Origin of the sequence: Arthrobacter sp. SDTb3-6 (assembly GCF_013376095.1) — a bacterium.
Classification (GTDB): domain Bacteria; phylum Actinomycetota; class Actinomycetes; order Actinomycetales; family Micrococcaceae; genus Specibacter.
In genome coordinates this window covers 11,643-28,234 of record NZ_JAAMFN010000004.1, presented here as the reverse complement: position 1 = coordinate 28,234, position 16,592 = coordinate 11,643, and the positions used below count along the sequence as shown (strand labels likewise).

At 70.2% G+C, this 16,592-nt stretch carries 14 protein-coding genes; 7 read left to right on the top strand and 7 right to left on the bottom strand.

Annotation, left to right across the window (positions count from 1 at the left end; genetic code table 11):
* Positions 1 to 68: 68 nt before the first annotated feature.
* The 5 genes from G6035_RS02820 to G6035_RS02800 form a co-directional block, all read right to left on the bottom strand.
* Entirely contained in the window at positions 69 to 998 is a 930-nt protein-coding gene (locus G6035_RS02820; protein WP_176615561.1) for a hypothetical protein, read from the bottom strand.
* A gap of 6 nt (positions 999 to 1,004) precedes the next feature.
* Positions 1,005 to 1,745, bottom strand: a complete 741-nt coding sequence (locus tag G6035_RS02815; RefSeq protein ID WP_176615560.1) for an SGNH/GDSL hydrolase family protein — start codon at positions 1,743 to 1,745, stop codon at positions 1,005 to 1,007.
* A gap of 340 nt (positions 1,746 to 2,085) precedes the next feature.
* Positions 2,086 to 3,165, bottom strand: a complete 1,080-nt coding sequence (locus G6035_RS02810; protein WP_256127694.1) for an adenylate/guanylate cyclase domain-containing protein — start codon at positions 3,163 to 3,165, stop codon at positions 2,086 to 2,088.
* The gene (locus G6035_RS02805; protein WP_176615559.1) at positions 3,149 to 3,775 is read right to left on the bottom strand and encodes a PH domain-containing protein; all 627 of its coding nucleotides are present in this window, start codon (positions 3,773 to 3,775) and stop codon (positions 3,149 to 3,151) included. The genes G6035_RS02810 and G6035_RS02805 overlap by 17 nt, the downstream gene beginning before the upstream one ends.
* The gene (locus G6035_RS02800; protein ID WP_176615558.1) at positions 3,768 to 4,673 is read right to left on the bottom strand and encodes a biotin--[acetyl-CoA-carboxylase] ligase; all 906 of its coding nucleotides are present in this window, start codon (positions 4,671 to 4,673) and stop codon (positions 3,768 to 3,770) included. The genes G6035_RS02805 and G6035_RS02800 overlap by 8 nt, the downstream gene beginning before the upstream one ends.
* Before the next feature lie 223 nt (positions 4,674 to 4,896).
* On the opposite strand from G6035_RS02800, the gene G6035_RS02795 reads away from it, so the two are divergent.
* A complete protein-coding gene (locus tag G6035_RS02795) occupies positions 4,897 to 6,480 on the top strand; it encodes an acyl-CoA carboxylase subunit beta (protein WP_176615557.1) in 1,584 nt (527 codons plus the stop codon).
* A complete protein-coding gene (locus tag G6035_RS20460) occupies positions 6,477 to 6,785 on the top strand; it encodes an acyl-CoA carboxylase subunit epsilon (protein ID WP_371130810.1) in 309 nt (102 codons plus the stop codon). The genes G6035_RS02795 and G6035_RS20460 overlap by 4 nt, the downstream gene beginning before the upstream one ends.
* Positions 6,786 to 6,788: 3 nt before the next feature.
* Here the strand turns inward: G6035_RS20460 and G6035_RS20455 are convergent, their stop codons facing one another.
* Positions 6,789 to 8,933, bottom strand: a complete 2,145-nt coding sequence (locus G6035_RS20455) for an FUSC family protein (protein WP_176615556.1) — start codon at positions 8,931 to 8,933, stop codon at positions 6,789 to 6,791.
* Positions 8,934 to 9,004: 71 nt separating this feature from the next.
* On the opposite strand from G6035_RS20455, the gene G6035_RS02780 reads away from it, so the two are divergent.
* Entirely contained in the window at positions 9,005 to 10,729 is a 1,725-nt protein-coding gene (locus G6035_RS02780; protein WP_176615555.1) for a DUF885 domain-containing protein, read from the top strand.
* A gap of 170 nt (positions 10,730 to 10,899) precedes the next feature.
* Here G6035_RS02780 and G6035_RS02775 read toward each other — a convergent pair whose 3' ends face one another.
* The gene (locus G6035_RS02775) at positions 10,900 to 11,259 is read right to left on the bottom strand and encodes an SDR family NAD(P)-dependent oxidoreductase (RefSeq protein WP_371130809.1); all 360 of its coding nucleotides are present in this window, start codon (positions 11,257 to 11,259) and stop codon (positions 10,900 to 10,902) included.
* On the opposite strand from G6035_RS02775, the gene G6035_RS02770 reads away from it, so the two are divergent.
* From G6035_RS02770 to G6035_RS02755, 4 genes are all read left to right on the top strand, one after another.
* Positions 11,195 to 11,551, top strand: coding sequence for a hypothetical protein (locus G6035_RS02770; protein ID WP_176615553.1), 357 nt, complete (start codon positions 11,195 to 11,197; stop codon positions 11,549 to 11,551). The two genes, G6035_RS02775 and G6035_RS02770, sit on opposite strands and share 65 nt — an antisense overlap.
* A 53-nt stretch (positions 11,552 to 11,604) precedes the next feature.
* A complete protein-coding gene (locus G6035_RS02765) occupies positions 11,605 to 13,011 on the top strand; it encodes a dicarboxylate/amino acid:cation symporter (protein WP_176615552.1) in 1,407 nt (468 codons plus the stop codon).
* 160 nt (positions 13,012 to 13,171) lie between these two features.
* Entirely contained in the window at positions 13,172 to 13,813 is a 642-nt protein-coding gene (locus tag G6035_RS02760) for a TetR/AcrR family transcriptional regulator (protein ID WP_176615551.1), read from the top strand.
* Positions 13,814 to 13,870: 57 nt separating this feature from the next.
* Positions 13,871 to 16,537, top strand: a complete 2,667-nt coding sequence (locus G6035_RS02755) for an MMPL family transporter (protein ID WP_176615550.1) — start codon at positions 13,871 to 13,873, stop codon at positions 16,535 to 16,537.
* The last annotated feature ends 55 nt before the right edge of the window (positions 16,538 to 16,592 follow it).

Here is a 16,592-nt window from a genome sequence, read left to right as displayed (position 1 = left end):
GCTACCGGATTGCTCCACTCGGTGGGTTTATCGCGGTGGATTGTTTGCCGGGCAGTGGCGGGTGCGGCTCAGGGGTCCGTTGGGGTGCCGGGGGCGGGGGACGGTCCGGGCGCAACGCCGTCGGGCGTCCTCAGCACGGGGAAAAAGTCCGCCACGGCCTCCACGGCGCTCAGGTCCTGGGTGGTGCGGCCCAGCACGAAGATGGCGCGCTTGCGGCGGTTGGGCACCACGTGCCCGCCGCCCACCACGGTGTAGAGCGTGACGGGTGCGCGCCCTGCCTGTGCAAAGGCCAGGCCCCGGACCCAGGTGCGCCCGCTCTCCGGGCGGTGCGGCAGGGCGGTTTGCACGGGAGCCTCCGTAATGCCGTTGCGGCGGGCAAAGTATTCGGCCGTCTCCAGCGCCGACGGCCCGGGGTTGCGTGCCCAGCGGCCCCACAGGGTGCCTTCCCCGCGGTACGGCACCACGAGGTCGCGGGTGCCGTGGATCAGCAGCACTGGCAGTGGCTGTGCCTTGTCTGCAAAGGCCAGCCCGCCGGGACGCGGCAGGGTGGCGCTGACGATCGCGGCGCCGTGGAGCCTGTCCGGAATTTCATGGATCAGCCGGATCACCATCTGCCCGCCGTTGGAGTAGCCGGCGGCGATCACCGGGACGGGCCCGTAGAGTGCGTGGAAGTGGTCGGCCAGCGCGGTGATGAAGGCGACGTCGTCCACCGTGTGGGCGTCGCGGGTGGCATGGTTCCACGCCTTCTTCAGCCCGTCCGGGTAGACCACGGCAACGTGGCCGCCCGCCGCGAGCGTGTCAAAGCTCTTGCCGCTGAAGGACCGCACCTGCAGTCCCGTCTGGCTTGAGCCGTGCAGCACCAGCAGCACCGCCGACGGCGCACCCGGCGTTTCCTGGCCGGCCGCCGTCGTCGTCCAGAACGTGCGCTCCCGGCCGTCGACGGTGATCTGCCGGCTGGTGATGCGCGTATCAGGCCGGGCCCGTGCCTTCGCTCCCACGGCGGCCTACCTGGCCTTGACCGTAGGGGCGGGCAGCGTTTCCACTGCCTCCTTGATAAGCTTTTCCAGCTGCGCCTGGAGGTACCGCTGCCCGGCCGCCGTCGGGTGGTCGCCGTCCGGCCCCACCAGTTCGGCCACCTTGCCGATGAACCAGCCCTGCTGGATCGGGTCCACAAACAACTCACCGGAGTCCGAGGCGGCCTGTTCCAGCGCATCCCTGACGTCAAGGCGTGCGGCCTCCGGCGCGCTGGTGTACGTGGGCGGCCCCACCACGAGTTCCACGGCGTGCGGGGACTTGGCCTTGACGGCGGCGTAGGCGGCACTCGCGGCCGCGGCAATGCCCGCCTTGGAATGGCCCATGTCATTTTCGGAGCCGAAGAACACCACCAGCTGCGTGTCTGCCGTGACGGCCTGCTGCACCTGGGCGCCAAAGGTTGAGTTGTTGTCCCCGACCGTCACGTAGCCGCTGCCGTTGTGGGAGACGTTGACGACGTCAAAGTTGTCGTCCGGATCCAAGGGTGCGGCGCTGATCAGGCTCGGCCAGGCGTCCTCGGCCGACGACCCGTAGCCGGTGCTGAAGGAATCGCCGACCACCACCACCTTGTGGGGCCTGGACGCCGTGGCGGCGGGGTTCGCGGCGGCGGCATTTCCCGGGTCCGCAACGCCCTCGCAGCCGGCGAGCGCCAGGATGGCCGCCAGGGCCAGCCAGGGCAGCACGCCCCAACGCACCCACCGCCTGCGGTCCATCACACGTCCATGCATCCCTGCCGCCCTTCTGCCTGCGCTTGCCCCAGTTGTCCGGCGGGTCATGGTCCGCACCGGCACGAAGGCCGGCCGGACCCCAGCCTATGCGGGCCACCTTGGCGTTTGCCGAAGAAACGCCACCGGGCCTGCCGGTTCCCCCGCCCGGATTCGGCGGTGCAGCTGAGGCGGGTTGGGCCCCCGCCCGGATTCGGCGGTGCAGCTGAGGCGGGTTGACGGGGGTCCAGGCCACCGAAGCTGCACCGCCGATCCCGAAGCCCGCCGCGGGGCGGATTCCAGCCCGCCTTATCTGCACCATCGAACCCCAGCGAACCCCGGGGCGGGTCTAGTCGACCACGATCCCCTGGCCCAGTCCGCGCTGGAGCAGCACCGGGGAAATCTCGCCAAAGCCGCGGACATGTTCCATGGGCAGTTCGGTGAGAATGAAGCGGTCGTCGCCGGCGAGCGCCGTGGCCGTGACCGAGTCGATCAGCACGGTGCCGGGCTCGGCCAGTGACGTGAGCCGGGCCGCCAGGTTCACCGTGGGGCCGTAGATGTCGCCCAGCCGGGAAAGCACGCGCCCCCACACCATGGCCACGCGTGCCTCCGGCAGGAAGTCGTCCGCGGCCATGGCCTCGGCCAGCGCGAGCGAGATCTGGGCACCGGCCACGGGGGTCTCGCAGTTGAACAGCACTTCGTCACCGATGGTTTTCACCAGCCGGCCGCCGCCCACGCTGATGATTTCCGCACAGATGTTCTCAAAGCGCTGGACCAGCTTGGCCAGCGTCTTTTCGTTCATGCGCCGGGACAGGGAGGTGTAGCTGACCAGGTCGGCGAAGCCCACGGCACGGGCCAGCGGCAGCGGGGTGTCGTCCTCGTCGCCTTCGCGGCCGAGCGCACTTTCCGCCAGCCCTTCCGCGGCACGGACGGCCAGCCGCTGGATGCCGGCATTGAGCTGGCGCCGGTACGAATACACCAGCAGCTTCTCCAGCGGCTCGATCAGGTTCGGCAGCTCGGACACCACGGCACGCCGGGCCTCGGCATCACTGACGCCATGTTCGGCCACCAGGTCCTCCACGAGGGCCTCGATCTGCCACACGGCCATGCGGTCCGTCATCTGCCCGATGGAACGGGTGACCGAGATGGCGGTTTCCTCGGTCAGCAGGCCCTCACGGACCATGTTGACCACCGTGTTCAGGGCTTCCTGGTCGCGCTGGGTGAAGGCGACGTCGTCGTCCCCCAGGTTGGGAAAGCCCATGGCACGCCAGATCTTGCGTGCGGACAGCAGCGACACGCCCGCGCCGGCGGCCACGGCACGCCGCTTAAGCGTGCGTTCGCCACCCAAAAGCTGCGTTTCAAGGGCCTTCGTCTGACTCCGTGAGGCGGGCGCGAGCAGCGGCACGGGCGGGTCAATTGTCTCTTCCAAGCCTGCGCAGCTCCTTCCCAGTCAAGTGTCTTCTCATGCCGTCCTCATCGGAGCCAACTTCATCAGCGTAGTACCCCGCACCCGGAGCTTGCTGAAAGGACGCCCGGAGCAATTGTGTCCAGACCCGGTGCGTGTGGTTGCGGAATTCCTGGATGTGCGGCACGTCGTGCACGGTCCGCACACCCCCGGCCACGAGGTGGAACTGCAGGTCCCCCGCGCCGACCACGCGCTGGCGCAGCCTTTGGCGCATGTCCAGGCTCTCCACCCGGGCCAGGTAGTAGTCTTCCTGCTGGCGCCGCAGCCGGCCACGCCGCACCACCACCCGCTGGCTGGTCAGCACATAGCTGGTGTTCGCCCACCGGACCACGCGGCGCAGCGGGTAGCCCACCAGCAGCAGCACCGCGGCCGTCAGCAGCAGCACGATGGCCGGCTGGCGAAGCTGGGGCACATCGGGCGCCCAGGCGTAAAACTGCGCAGGCTGCAACTTTGCCAGTCCCGCGGAAGCCGCCATGACCAGCACCAGCCCGACCGTTATGGGCCAGACCAGGATCCGCGAATGGGGCCGGCACACGAGCTGGACCTGTTCCCCGTCCGCCAGCCATTTACGCATAGCCCACACCGCCGTCGTACCCGGTGCGGCGCAGGTGCACCACGTCACCGGCACTGACGGCATGCAGCACCCCGCCGGCGTCGCGCAGCTGCAATTCCCCGGCCGCGCCGATCCCCACGGCCGTGCCGTAGAGCATCCGTCCCCCGGGAAGCTCCGCCCGCACGTCCGTGCCCAGCGTCGACATCAGGGCCGATGCCATGGCATGGATGGATTCGCCGCCGGCCAGGGGGCGCAGCACGTCGCCGCCCACGGCCACCAGCCCGCGGTACAGCCCGGCCAGGCGCACGAGGTAGGCGGGCAGCAGGACGTTGCGGTCCACCACGGCCCCGGTTTCCAGTTCCAGCGACGTGGCCGTCTCCACCGGCAGCTCCGCCCGCTGCTGGCTGATGTTCACGCCCACCCCCACCACGACGGCGGCGCCCGCCCGGCCGGCGCCGGGCGCCACGAGCTGGGCGAGGATGCCGGCCAGCTTGCGGCCGTTGAGCAGGACGTCGTTGGGCCACTTGAGGACGGCGCGGGCACCCGTCCCGGCGGCCACGGCCTGGCACAGGGCAATCCCGGCCACCACCGACAGCCAGGCGTGGCCGGCCGGATCGAAGGCGGGGGCGCCCGGGTGCGCGGCGGCGTCGGAGGGGCGGAACAGCACGCTGGAGATCATGGCCGCCCCGGCCGGAACTTCCCACGTGCGGTCCAGGCGGCCCTTGCCGGCCACCTGCGAATTGGCGGCCAGGACGCTCAGGTCCGGCCAGGCGGCAGGGTCTGCCACGGCCGCGGCGGCGAGGTCAACGTTGGTGGAGCCGGTTTCGGCCACCACGTCGGCCCGGCGGAACGGGCCGCGGGGGGCCGTCAGTGCAGAAATGAGCGCAACGTCGTCCAGGGTGGGAAAGGTGCGGCTCATGAAAACAATCCTATCCGGCACGGCGGCCACACCGGCGCCGCAGCGCGCCCCATGGCCCGCGGCGCCCCGGCGGTAGGGGAACCGGCATTCGCCACGGCCGACTTTGTAGGATCTCTACACAGGCACCGGCTGTATCCGTCACTAGACTGACAGTAGTGTTTGCCCTTTTGTGCAGTTCCTACTTAAGGGAGAGCAAGCTGCCACCTATCGAGCCGGAGTACACATGAGCCACGACCTTTCGACAACAGCAGGCAAAATTGCCGATTTCCGTGACCGGCTGGCCCAGGCCGCGGTGCCGTCCGGCGAGGCGGCGGTGGAGAAGCAGCACGCCAAGGGCAAGCACACGGCCCGTGAGCGCATCGACCTGCTCCTGGACCCGGACTCCTTTGTGGAATTCGACGCCCTCGCCGTGCACCGCTCGCACGCCTTTGGCATGGAAAAAAAGAAGCCCCTCGGCGACGGCGTGGTCTCCGGCTACGGCACCGTGGACGGGCGCCTGGTGGCCGTGTACAGCCAGGACTTCAGCGTCTACGGCGGCTCGCTGAGCCAGGTCAACGGCGAAAAGATCGTCAAGGTCCAGGAATTCGCGCTGCGCAACGGCTGCCCCGTGGTGGGCATCAACGACGGCGGCGGCGCCCGCATCCAGGAAGGCGTGGCCTCCCTGGCCATGTTCGCGGACATCTTCCGCAACAACGTGCACGCATCCGGCGTCGTGCCCCAGATCTCCCTCATCATGGGCCCCTGCGCCGGCGGTGCGGCCTACTCCCCCGCGCTGACCGACTACGTGGTCATGGTGGACAAGACCTCCCACATGTTCATCACCGGCCCGGACGTCATCAAGGCGGTCACGGGCGAGGACGTGGACATGGAGACCCTCGGCGGCGCGCGCCAGCACAACGCCAACACCGGCACCTCCACCTACCTGGCCACCGACGAGGCCGATGCCATTGAGTTTGTCCGCGAACTGCTGGACTTCCTGCCCTCGAACAACCTGGCCGAGGCCCCCGTCACCGAGCACGACCAGGAGTTGGAGCCCGACGACGGCGACCTCGCCCTGGATGCGCTGGTCCCGGACTCCGCCAACCACCCCTACGACATGCACGCCGTGATCGAGCAGATCCTGGACGACGGCCATTTCCTGGAGATGCAGGCCCTCTACGCGCCGAACGTGATGATCGGCTATGGCCGGATCGAGGGGCACACGGTGGGCATCGTGGCGAACCAGCCGCTGCAGTTCGCCGGCACCCTGGACATTGCCGCCTCGGAAAAGGCCGCACGCTTTGTGCGCCACTGCGACGCGTTCAACGTCCCCATCATCACCCTCGTGGACGTGCCCGGCTTCCTGCCGGGCAAGGACCAGGAATTCCAAGGCATCATCCGCCGCGGCGCCAAGCTGCTCTACGCCTACGCCGAGGCCACCGTGCCGAAGCTGACGGTCATCACGCGCAAGGCCTACGGCGGCGCGTACATCGTCATGGGCTCCAAGAAACTCGGCGCCGACCTGAACCTGGCCTGGCCCACCGCCCAGATCGGCGTCATGGGAGCCCAAGGCGCCGTGAACATCCTCTACCGCCGCGACCTGGCCGCCGTGGCGGCCGACGGCGGCGACGTCGAGGCCCGCCGCGCGGAGATTGTGCGCGGCTACGAGGAAGAGCTGCTCAACCCCTACCAGGCTGCCGAGCTGGGCTATGTTGACGCCGTCATCGCCCCGTCCGACACCCGCATCCAGCTCATCAAGGGCCTGCGCGCCCTCCGCGACAAGCGGGCCAGCCTGCCCGCCAAGAAGCATGGGAACATCCCGCTGTGACGAACGAAGCAGACAAGCCGGCTGAGCCCCCGGTGATTGGGCTTGCCGAAATCCAGGCGGCCGGGTCTCGACAGGCTCGACCGGCGGCGGCCAACGCCCAACCGGCGGCGGAGCCGCTGCTCACGGTGACCCGCGGCGAGCCGACGGCCGAGGAACTGGCGGCGGTGACCGCCGTCGTCCTGGCCCTGCAGGGAAGCGCCGCGCGCGAAAAGGCCAAGCCCGCCACGCAGCCCTGGGCCCGGCGCGCCCAGCTGCACCTGCCGCCGCGCCCCGGGGCCGGTTCCTGGCGCCGTTCGGCCCGCTAAATGTCAGGCGGCCGGGGCCTTTTGGCGGGCGCCGCGCTCCTTGAGCAGGTGGACCATCGTGTCCAGGGAGTTGGCGATCCTGTCCGCCGCGTCCAGCACGGCCAGCTGCACCGTTTCGGCCTGGACCGGGTCCCGTTCCATGGTGTCCCGCAACGCCAGGTAGGAATTGCGCAGGGCCACGGCGCCGCGGGCAGGGCCTCCCGAGGCCACCGCCGTCTCGCAGGCTTCCAGCGTGGTGGCGCAGTCGGCGATGAAGGGCGCCAGCTGGCGCATCAGCCCCTCCACCGGCTGCCGGCCGGCCCGGAGCGAGAGCCGGGCGGCGTCGACCACCATGGCGGCCTGGACCAGCAGGTGGCTTTGGACCAGGACGCCCTCGCCCGTGAAAAGCGCGGCCTGCCCCGCCACGGGTTCGGCCTGCGTGCGCTCCAGCGACGCCTGCGCGTTGGACCGGGCCAGGCGTGCGCTGACGCGGGCGGCGTCGATCCGTTCCTTGTTGGGCGCAAGGTCCGTGATGGCCACGAGGTAGCGCCGGTAGGCCGACAGCAGCTCGGCGATCCGGGCCGGCAAATAACCCCTCTCCCAGGCCGGCCACACCACGGTGGCGGCCACCGCCAGGATGCCGGCCACGGCCGTGTCCAGCAGGCGCGGCACGGCCACCGAGGCCGCCGGAATCCCGGCCAGGTCCAGCAGCGCCACCAGGTACGCCGCGGTCCAGATGCCCATGAAGAACGCGTTGGGCGCCCCGGAGAGCCGGACCCCGAAGACAAAGAGGACAATCAGGGCCACAATGGCGTACAGGTTTCCGTGGCCCAGCAAATACGTGGCGGCTGTGCCGACGCCCAGCCCCACGAACGTGCCGGCCAGCCGGGAGCTGGTGCGGTGCAGGGTGGCGGCAAAGTCCGGGCGCAGCAGCAACAGCACCATCAGCGGAATCCAGTACCCCCGGTCGCTGCCGGGCAGCATCCGCGCCAGCCAGTCCGTGGCCGTCACGAGCACCGTCAGCCGGATGGCGTGCCGCGCCACGGCGGAGTCCAGCCGCAGGTTGGCCCGCAGGATGTGCAGTGGCGCCTGCAGCGAGATCCGCACCCCGCCCACCCGGCTGGCCCTTTCTTCCACCCGGCCCTCCACCGCGCCGGGCGTGACCATGCGGGCGCAGGCACGCAGCTGCCCGGCCAGCGCCCGGGCATGCAGCGAGGCAAAGCGGCCCGTGGGTGAGTCCGGGTGCCGGTCCATGACGTCCCGCAGCCGGGCTGCCGCCTCCGCCACCTTGGCCAGGGAGCCATCCTCGAACACGGCGCCCTTGCGCAGCGCGGCGGACACCCCGTCCAGCGCCAGGCCGGCTTCGCGCAGGAGGCGGCGGACGGCGTCGTACGGCCCTGCCTTCCCGGCGCGGTCAAAGCGCTCCAGGCAGTAGCCCAGCGCCATGACCTCCAGCCGGATCCGCTCACCCTCATCCAGCAGTCCGCGGTAGGACATCATGCTGGGGCCGTGCCCGTGGCCGAACCCGGTGATGGTGGCCCGGGCCTTCTCCAGCAGCACGCCGGCGCCGGGGGCCGTCATCTTGGGATGTTCCGAACGGGTGCGCCCGGCCAGCCCGGCGTAGAGGTCAGCCAGGACGGCCCGTTCGGGGGCATGGCGGTGCAGCGGCCAGCCGGCGAGCGCCAGCAGGCTCTGCACCAGCCCGGCCGCGGCCACCACGGCGGCGACCTGCAGGGCGGCGGCCGGTGGCAGCGGAAAGCGGTTGAGCACAATCGCCACGGCCGTGGCCGCGATCCCCACCTGCGCCACGTTGATGCCGAGCGAAAGCAGCATCCCGGTGGTGAAGGCAAACACGGCCACCAGCAGCAGCGACAGGGGCACCGAACGGCCGCACAGCACCGACAGCCCGCCGCCGATCCCCACGGCCGCGGACGTCCCGCCCATCCTGGCCAGCCGGAGCCGGTAGCTGCCGGGACGGTCGGCGAAGGAGGCAAAGAGGGCGCCGACAGCGCCAAACACGGCCATCGGGACGTTGCCGAGCGCCACGCCCAGGAGCAGCGGAATGGCGACCCCGCAGGCGTTGCGCGCCGCAACCACGGGGTCGGACTGGGAAAAATCGAGCCGCAGCGACTTCCTGAACATCACTGCCACTGCCTGGAGGCCGGACACGAAACCCAGTATGTCAGCACCGGTGGCGGCTGGACGGCAGGCCCGCCGAAACGGGCCTGTAGGCTCGGGGCATGACACCTGATCCGACCCGCCTGGCCCGGCCGGCCAGCGCCATTGACGACGCCGCCAACGCCTACACCGCGAAGCTGCTGGAACTCGATCCGGGCTTCGCCACGGAGCTGGGGATGGCCGGCCGGGAGACCGAGTACCGGGACTTTTCCCCGGCCGGGTTCGACGCGCAGGCCGCCGCCGCACGCGACGCCCTGGACAGCCTTTCCGCCCTGGCACCGGTGGACGGCGTCGACGCCGTGACCCTGCACGCCATGCGCGAACGCCTGGGCCTGGCCTTGGAAACCCTGGAGACCGGCTGGCCGCTGGCGGAGCTGAACAACATCGCCTCCCCGGCCCAGGGCATCCGCGCCACCTTCGACCTCATGCCCACGGCCACCACGGCCCACTGGGAGCACATTTCCGGCCGGCTCGCCAACGTCCCGGCCGCCGTGGACGGCTACATCGCCTCGCTGAGGGCCGGCGCCGCGCGGGGCCTGGTCTCCGCACGCCGGCAGGTGGCCGCCGTCATCGGGCAGTGCGAACGCCACGCCGCCGCGGACGGCTTTTTCACCAGGCTGGCCGCCGATGCGTCGCTTTCCCCGGACGCGGTGGAGGCCGGCACGGGCGACGCCGGCACCTCCCTCCCGGAGGACCTCGCCGCGGCGCTGGCCGCCAACGCCGCGCTGGCCCGGGGCGCCTACGGCACCCTGGTCGCCTTTCTGCGCCAGGAGCTCCTCCCCCAGGCCCCGGCACGGGACGCCGTGGGCCGGGAACGTTATGCATTGGCGTCGCGGGAATTCCTGGGCTCCGCCGTCGACCTGGAGGAAACGTATGCCTGGGGCGTGGCGGAACTGGACCGGATCATCGCCGAGCAGGAGGCCGTTGCGGACCGGATCCGCCCCGGCGCCTCCATCGGGGAAGCCAAGGCGCTGCTCAATGCCGACCCGGCCCGCCGGATCCAGGGGACTGCGGCGCTGACCGGGTGGATGCAGCAAAAGTCCGACGCCGCCGTGGCCGCCCTGGCCGGAACGCACTTCGACATCCCGGAGATCATGCGCACCCTCGAATGCCGGATCGCGCCCACTCAGGACGGCGGCATCTATTACACCGGCCCGTCCGAGGACTTCTCCCGGCCGGGGCGCATGTGGTGGTCGGTGCCCGAGGGCGAGGACACGTTCACCACCTGGGCCGAAACCACCACGGTCTACCACGAGGGCGTGCCCGGGCACCACCTGCAGATCGCCACGGCCACCTACCAGAGCGGGCTGCTCAACGACTGGCGGCGGAACGTCTGCTGGGTGTCCGGGCACGGCGAGGGCTGGGCGCTGTACGCCGAACGGCTCATGGACCAGCTGGGTTTCCTGGCCGATCCGGGCGACAGGATGGGCATGCTGGACGCCCAGCGCATGCGGGCGGCGCGGGTGGTCTTTGACATTGGCGTGCACCTGGAACTGGCGGTCCCGGAGCGGTGGGGCTCCGGCACCTGGACCGCGGACGCCGGGCTGGAGTTCCTGCGCAAGAACCTGGACATCTCCGCCGGCCAGCTCGACTTTGAATTCAACCGCTACCTCGGCTGGCCGGGGCAGGCGCCGTCGTACAAGATCGGCCAGCGGCTGTGGGAGGAGATCCGCGACGTCCGCGCCGAACGGGACGGCGCCGCCTTTTCGCTGCGTGGCTTCCACACCCAGGCGCTGAACCTGGGCTCCGTGGGGCTCGACACGCTCAAGGCCGCGCTGCTGGGCTAGGGCGTGGGCGCTGGCGGTGGACTTGTCCATGGGGCAAGACTCGGGTCAAGTTGTGCCCCGGGGGTACCGGGGGCAGAACCGAGCCCGGGTTGTGCCCCAGCAACCTTTGCGCAAAGCCCGCATCGGGCCCGATGCCCGGTCCTGCCGATGCGCGCAATGCGGTGGTGCTCTTAGCTACGGCGGACTCCGTGGATCGCGAACGCCGGCCGCGGTCGACGGGCAGGACGGTGGCGGTGACAAAGCCGGACTGCGCCGAGCACAACCACACGGCTGCCGAACTTCGCCGCCACGTGGCCGGCGAGCCCGCTGACGCCCTGCTCACCGGCGGTGGAGGACATGTTGACGATGGCGCCGTCGTCGGCGTTGTGCTGCATGAGCCGCAGCTGATGCTTCAGGCACAGGAACACGCCCCGGAGATCCACTTCGAGGGCGCTGTCAAACTCGGCCGCGTCCCAGTGGGCGGGGTTGGGGCCTGCCGCCGTCGGACAAGTTGTTGACGGCGGCGTCGAGCCGGCCGCGGCGCTGTTCACGGGCAGCAACACGGACCGCCGCAACTGCGAACTGCACCTGACCGATGCCGGACGGGAGTTGCCGGCCAGGCTGCGCACCGTGGCAAAGGACCACGAGGCGCGGCTGACCGCACCCCTGACGGCAGCCCAGCGCGACGAACCGGCCCGCCTGCCCACCCTGCTGGCCAGGGGCAGCGGCCTGGACACGGAGGCGCACCGGGACTCGGCTGCACGACGGCGCCGCCCCGGCGGCCCGCCCGTCGCGCGCAAACAACGTGCCGAGGGCGTAACAAAGGCGAATTCACAGGTGTAACACAGGGAAACACAAATTATCGGGTGCTATTGTGCCGCGCCTACCGTTGACCCATGACTTCCACCGCCAGCACCCCGAAGGTGTCCCGCCTGCCCCGCTGGGCCGGCAACTTCGGCATCCAAATCATTGCGGGCCTCATCGCCGGCCTCATCCTGGGCCTCGTGGCCCGCAACCTGGGCGGCGACCCCGAGACCAGCCCCAACTCCCTCACCGCCACGCTGACCGTCATCGGCTCCAGCTACGTCTCGCTGCTCAAGGCGGCCGTGGTCCCCCTCGTGTTCACCGCCGTCGTCTCCTCGATCGCGAACCTGCGCCAGGTGACCAACGCGGCCCGCCTGGCATGGAACACGCTGCTTTGGTTTGCCATCACCTCGCTGATCGCCGTGAGCATCGGGATTGTGCTGGGCCTGGTCTTCCAGCCCGGCTCCGGCACCGGCCAGGCCGCGCCGAAGGGCTACGACGGCAAGACCGGCGACTGGTGGGCGTTCCTCACCGGCCTGATCCCGTCGAACTTCATGGGCCTGGCGGCCTCCACCAAGGCCGGCGACGGCGGAGCCCTCGCCACGAGCGTGAACTTCAACGTCCTGCAGGTACTGGTCATCGCCATTGCCATCGGCATTGCGGCGCTGAAGGTCGGCAAGGCCGCCGAGCCGTTCCTGAAGCTGAACGGCTCCGCCCTCACCGTGATCCAGAAGGTGCTGTGGTGGATCATCCGCCTGGCCCCGCTGGGCACGGTGGGCCTGATCGGCAAGGCCGTCTCCACCTACGGCTGGACCACCATCGGCGCCCTCGGCAAGTTCTCCATTGCCATCTACGTGGGCCTGGCCCTGGTCCTGTTCGTGGTCTACCCGATCCTGGTCAAGTCCCACGGGCTGTCCATCAAGCAGTACTACTCCGGCGCCTGGCCCGCCATCTCGCTGGGTTTCGTTTCCCGCTCCTCGATCGGCACGCTGCCGCTGACGGAGCGCGTGACCGAGCGCAACCTGGGTGTGCCGCGGGCTTATGCCTCCTTCGCCGTGCCGCTGGGGGCCACCACCAAGATGGACGGCTGCGCCGCGGTCTACCCGGCCGTTGCCGCCATCTTCGTGGCCCAGTTCTTCGGCATCCACCTGGACTTCGGCCAGTACCTGCTCATCGTGCTGGTTTCCGTGCTGGGCTCGGCCGCGACGGCAGGCACCACGGGCGCCGTCGTGATGCTCACCCTGACGCTGTCCACGCTGGGACTGCCGCTGGCCGGCGTCGGGCTCCTGCTGGCCGTTGACCCGATCCTGGACATGGGCCGCACCGCCGTCAACGTGGCGGGGCAGGCAGTCGTGCCCACCATCGTCGCCAGGCGCCAGGGCATCCTCGACGAGGGGCTGTACAACGCGCCCCGCAATGGCACCCCGTTTGCCGACGACAGCTCCGAGGCGTCCGACGCCGGTCTTCCCGGCTCCCCGCGCGAGCTCGCCAACGCCTAAGGCCGCCCACGGCCCAGGCCGCCACAATAGCCCCCGGCGCGAACCATTTCGGTTCGCCCGGGGGCTTTTTTGCGTGGGTCGCGGCGGGCTGCCGGACGGGAGGGCCCGGACCGGAAACCTTAACTTGCATTCAGTGCAAACTTGCACTTAGTGTAGGAACGTGACACATTCCGCTGCAGTCCCCGCCCAGGCCACCGTGCCTGCCCCCACCTCCCGCCGCGAACTGAACAAGGCCGCCACGCGCGAGGCCATTGCCGACGCCACCCTGGCCTTCCTGCGCGCCAAGTCGCTCAGCGAGTTCACGGTGGACGACGTCGCCGCCGCCGCCGGCGTGTCCCGGCGCACCTTCTTCAACTACTTCTCCTCCGTGGAGGCGGCCGTCGCCAGCTTCACCCAGAACTACCTCGACACCGTGATCGCCGAACTGGAGTCCCGCCCCGCCGACGAGCCAATCCTGGAATCGGCCGGGCACGCCCTCTCCGCCGTGGACAGCGCCGCCGACCTGGCCATGCTGGCCGAAACGTTCGCCCTGACCCAGGACCCCCAGCTGGGCAGGTTCCAGCTGCAGGCCTGGGAGGAATGCAGCAGCAAGATTGCCGACGTCGCCCGCCACCGCCTGCCACCCGCCACGAACGAGCTCTACATCCAGGCCCTCGTGGGCGCCGTCGTCGGCAGCTGCAAGGCGGCGTTTGGCGTGTGGTTCCAGGAACACGGCAGCGACATCTCCCCCGCCTCCCTGGCGCACCTGCGGGAGCTGCTGGGCACCACCATTTCCTTGGTCCGCAACGGATTCAACAACTAGGTTTTCACCCCGGCCCGCGCCCTGCCCGCGCCGGCCATCCAACTCGAAGGACGCAACATGGCTCTCTGGCTCTACCGGCTTGGCCGCTTTTCCGCACACCGCGCGTGGCTGGTGATCGTCGCGTGGGCGCTCATCACGGCCCTGGTGGGCGGCGCCGCGGCGCTGTTCATGGGCACCATGAGCAACAACTTCCAAATTCCGGGCACCGAGACGCAGCAGATGGCGGACAAGCTCAAGGCCGACCTCCCCGACGCGTCCGGCGGCTCCGGCACGGTGGTTTTCACCAGCACCGACGGCCGGACATTCACGCCCGCCCAGGAAAAGGCCATCTCCACCACCCTCGCCACGGCCCTGTCCGTACCCACCGTCAAGGGCGTGATCGACCCGTTCCAGACCATGGCCGCCCTGAAGGACTCGCAGGCGAAACTGGCCGAGGGCGCCAAGGCGCTTGGCGCCGGCGAGGCCCAGCTGGCCGACGCAAAAAAGACGCTTGACGCGTCGGCCGCGCAGCTTGCCGCCGGCCGGGCCCGGCTCAGTGCCGGGCAGGCGCAGCTGGACGCCCAACAGGCCCAGGCCGCCGCACTGCCGGCCGGGTCCCCGCAAGCCGCCGCCGCCTCCGCCCAGATCGCCGCCGCGCAGGCCCAGCTGGACGCGAACAAGGCGCAGCTGACGGCCGGCCAGGAGCAGCTGTCCGCCGGACAGGCCAAGTATGGCGCCTCCGCCAAGGAACTGGCCGCGAAGAAAACGGAACTCGACACCGGCCGGCGCTCGGCCGAGGCGGCCTCCGGGCTGAAGTTCGTCTCCGACAACGGCAAGGCCGCGATTGGCCAGGTGCAGTTTTCCGAGTCGATGAACGCCGTCACGCCGGCCAACCGGCAGCTGTTGCAGGAGAAGCTGAACACCCTGAAGTCCAGCGGCGTGACCGTGGACTACAGCAAGGACATCACCGAGGACGTCTCGGCCCTGTTCGGCACGGCCGAAGTGGTGGGCATTGCCGTTGCCGCCGCCGTGCTGGTCATCATGCTCGGCACCCTGGTTGCCGCGGGCCTGCCCCTGGTCATGGCACTGGTCGGCGTCGGCATCGGCGTGGGCGGGACCATGGCGCTGACCGGCGTCATCGAAATGTCCTCCATCTCCCCCATGCTGGCCCTGATGCTGGGCCTGGCCGTCGGCATCGACTACTCGCTGTTCATTGTCAACCGCCACCGCCAGCAGCTGCTCGCCGGCATGGAAATGCGTGAATCGATCGCCAAGGCCACCGGAACCTCCGGCAACGCCGTCCTGTTCGCCGGCCTGACCGTCGTCATCGCCCTGGCAGCCCTCTCCGTGTCCGGGCTGCCGTTCCTGACCGTCCTGGGCCTGGCCGCGGCCGCCACCGTCGCCGTCGCGGTGCTCATCGCGCTGTCCCTCACCCCCGCCATCCTTTCCCTCATGGGCCGGCGCGTGATCTCCCGGCGCACCTGGGCCAAGCATGCGGCCGCGGAGAAGCTGCGCGCCGCCGACGGCCTGTCCGCCACCGATGCCGCCGCCCGCGACGACGCCGTGGACGTGTCCCGCAGCGGGCGCGGCTGGGGCGGGCTGGTCACCCGGCACCCGGTCATCTCCCTGGTCACCGCCGTGCTGGCCCTGGCCGTGGTCGCCATCCCGGCGGCCGGCCTGCGCCTGGCCCTGCCCGACGGCGGGTCCGAACCGGTCGACTCCAGCGCCTACAAGGCGTACACCATCACCGGCGCCAACTTCGGCGAAGGCATGAACGGGCCCATCATCGTGGTCGGCTCGCTGCCGGCCGGCCTGGACCAGCAAAGCGCCACCGCGCTGAACCTGGACGTGGCCGACCAGCTGCGCAAGGTCCCCAACGTCCAGGCCGCCATCCCCGTCGCGGTGAGCAAGAACCTGCGCACGGCCGTCTACCAGGTCATCCCCGCCGAGGGACCGGCCAGCGCCAGCACGGTCCAGGTGGTCCATGACCTGCGCAGCGAGGGTGCCGCCATCAAGGCCGCCAGCCACGTCAGCATCGGGCTGACGGGCCAGACGGGGGCAAACGTCGATGTCTCGGCCAAGCTGGGCGCGGCGCTGCCGCCCTACCTGGCCATCGTCGTCGGACTGTCCCTGATCCTGCTGATCCTGGTATTCCGCTCGATCCTGGTGCCCGTCCTGGCGACGGCCGGCTTCCTGCTGTCCCTCGTGGCAGCCTTCGGCGGCGTGGTGGCGGTCTACCAGTGGGGCTGGCTGGGCAGCATCTTTGACGTGGCCAACCCCAGCGCCGTGCTCAGCTTCCTGCCCATCATCCTGATCGGCGTCCTGTTTGGCCTGGCCATGGACTACCAGGTGTTCATCGCCTCCGGCATGCGTGAGGCTTTCGTCCACGGCCAGTCCGCCAAGCAGGCCGTCCGGACCGGGTTCCGGCATGCGGCGCCCGTGGTCACGGCCGCGGCCATCATCATGACCAGCGTGTTCTCCGGGTTCATCTTCTCCCACCTGACCATGGTGCGCCCGCTCGGCTTCGCGCTGGCCTTCGGGGTGCTGGTCGATGCGTTCGTGGTCCGCATGACCATCATCCCCGCCGCGATGCACCTCTTGGGCAAGTCGGCCTGGTGGATCCCGAAGTGGCTGGACAGGATCCTGCCGGATGTGGATGTGGAAGGGGCCAAGCTGGTGTCGCTGGCTGAAACCGGTGGCGCCGGGGCCCGGGTTTCCGAAACGGAGCCCGCCGCGGCGCGCTGAGCCGGATCGATGGTGCAGCCGGATCGATGGTGCAGCTAATGCGGGCCGACAACTG

What these genes read in the sequence shown, in the direction of transcription:
- G6035_RS02765 (WP_176615552.1), top strand. Translation starts at nt 11,605, where the DNA reads ATGACTTCCACCGCCAGCACCCCGAAGGTGTCCCGCCTGCCCCGCTGG.
- G6035_RS02780 (WP_176615555.1), top strand. Translation starts at nt 9,005, where the DNA reads ATGACACCTGATCCGACCCGCCTGGCCCGGCCGGCCAGCGCCATTGAC.
- G6035_RS02805 (WP_176615559.1), bottom strand. Translation starts at nt 3,775, where the DNA reads ATGCGTAAATGGCTGGCGGACGGGGAACAGGTCCAGCTCGTGTGCCGG.
- G6035_RS02755 (WP_176615550.1), top strand. Translation starts at nt 13,871, where the DNA reads ATGGCTCTCTGGCTCTACCGGCTTGGCCGCTTTTCCGCACACCGCGCG.
- G6035_RS02815 (WP_176615560.1), bottom strand. Translation starts at nt 1,745, where the DNA reads ATGGACCGCAGGCGGTGGGTGCGTTGGGGCGTGCTGCCCTGGCTGGCC.
- G6035_RS02795 (WP_176615557.1), top strand. Translation starts at nt 4,897, where the DNA reads ATGAGCCACGACCTTTCGACAACAGCAGGCAAAATTGCCGATTTCCGT.
- G6035_RS02800 (WP_176615558.1), bottom strand. Translation starts at nt 4,673, where the DNA reads ATGAGCCGCACCTTTCCCACCCTGGACGACGTTGCGCTCATTTCTGCA.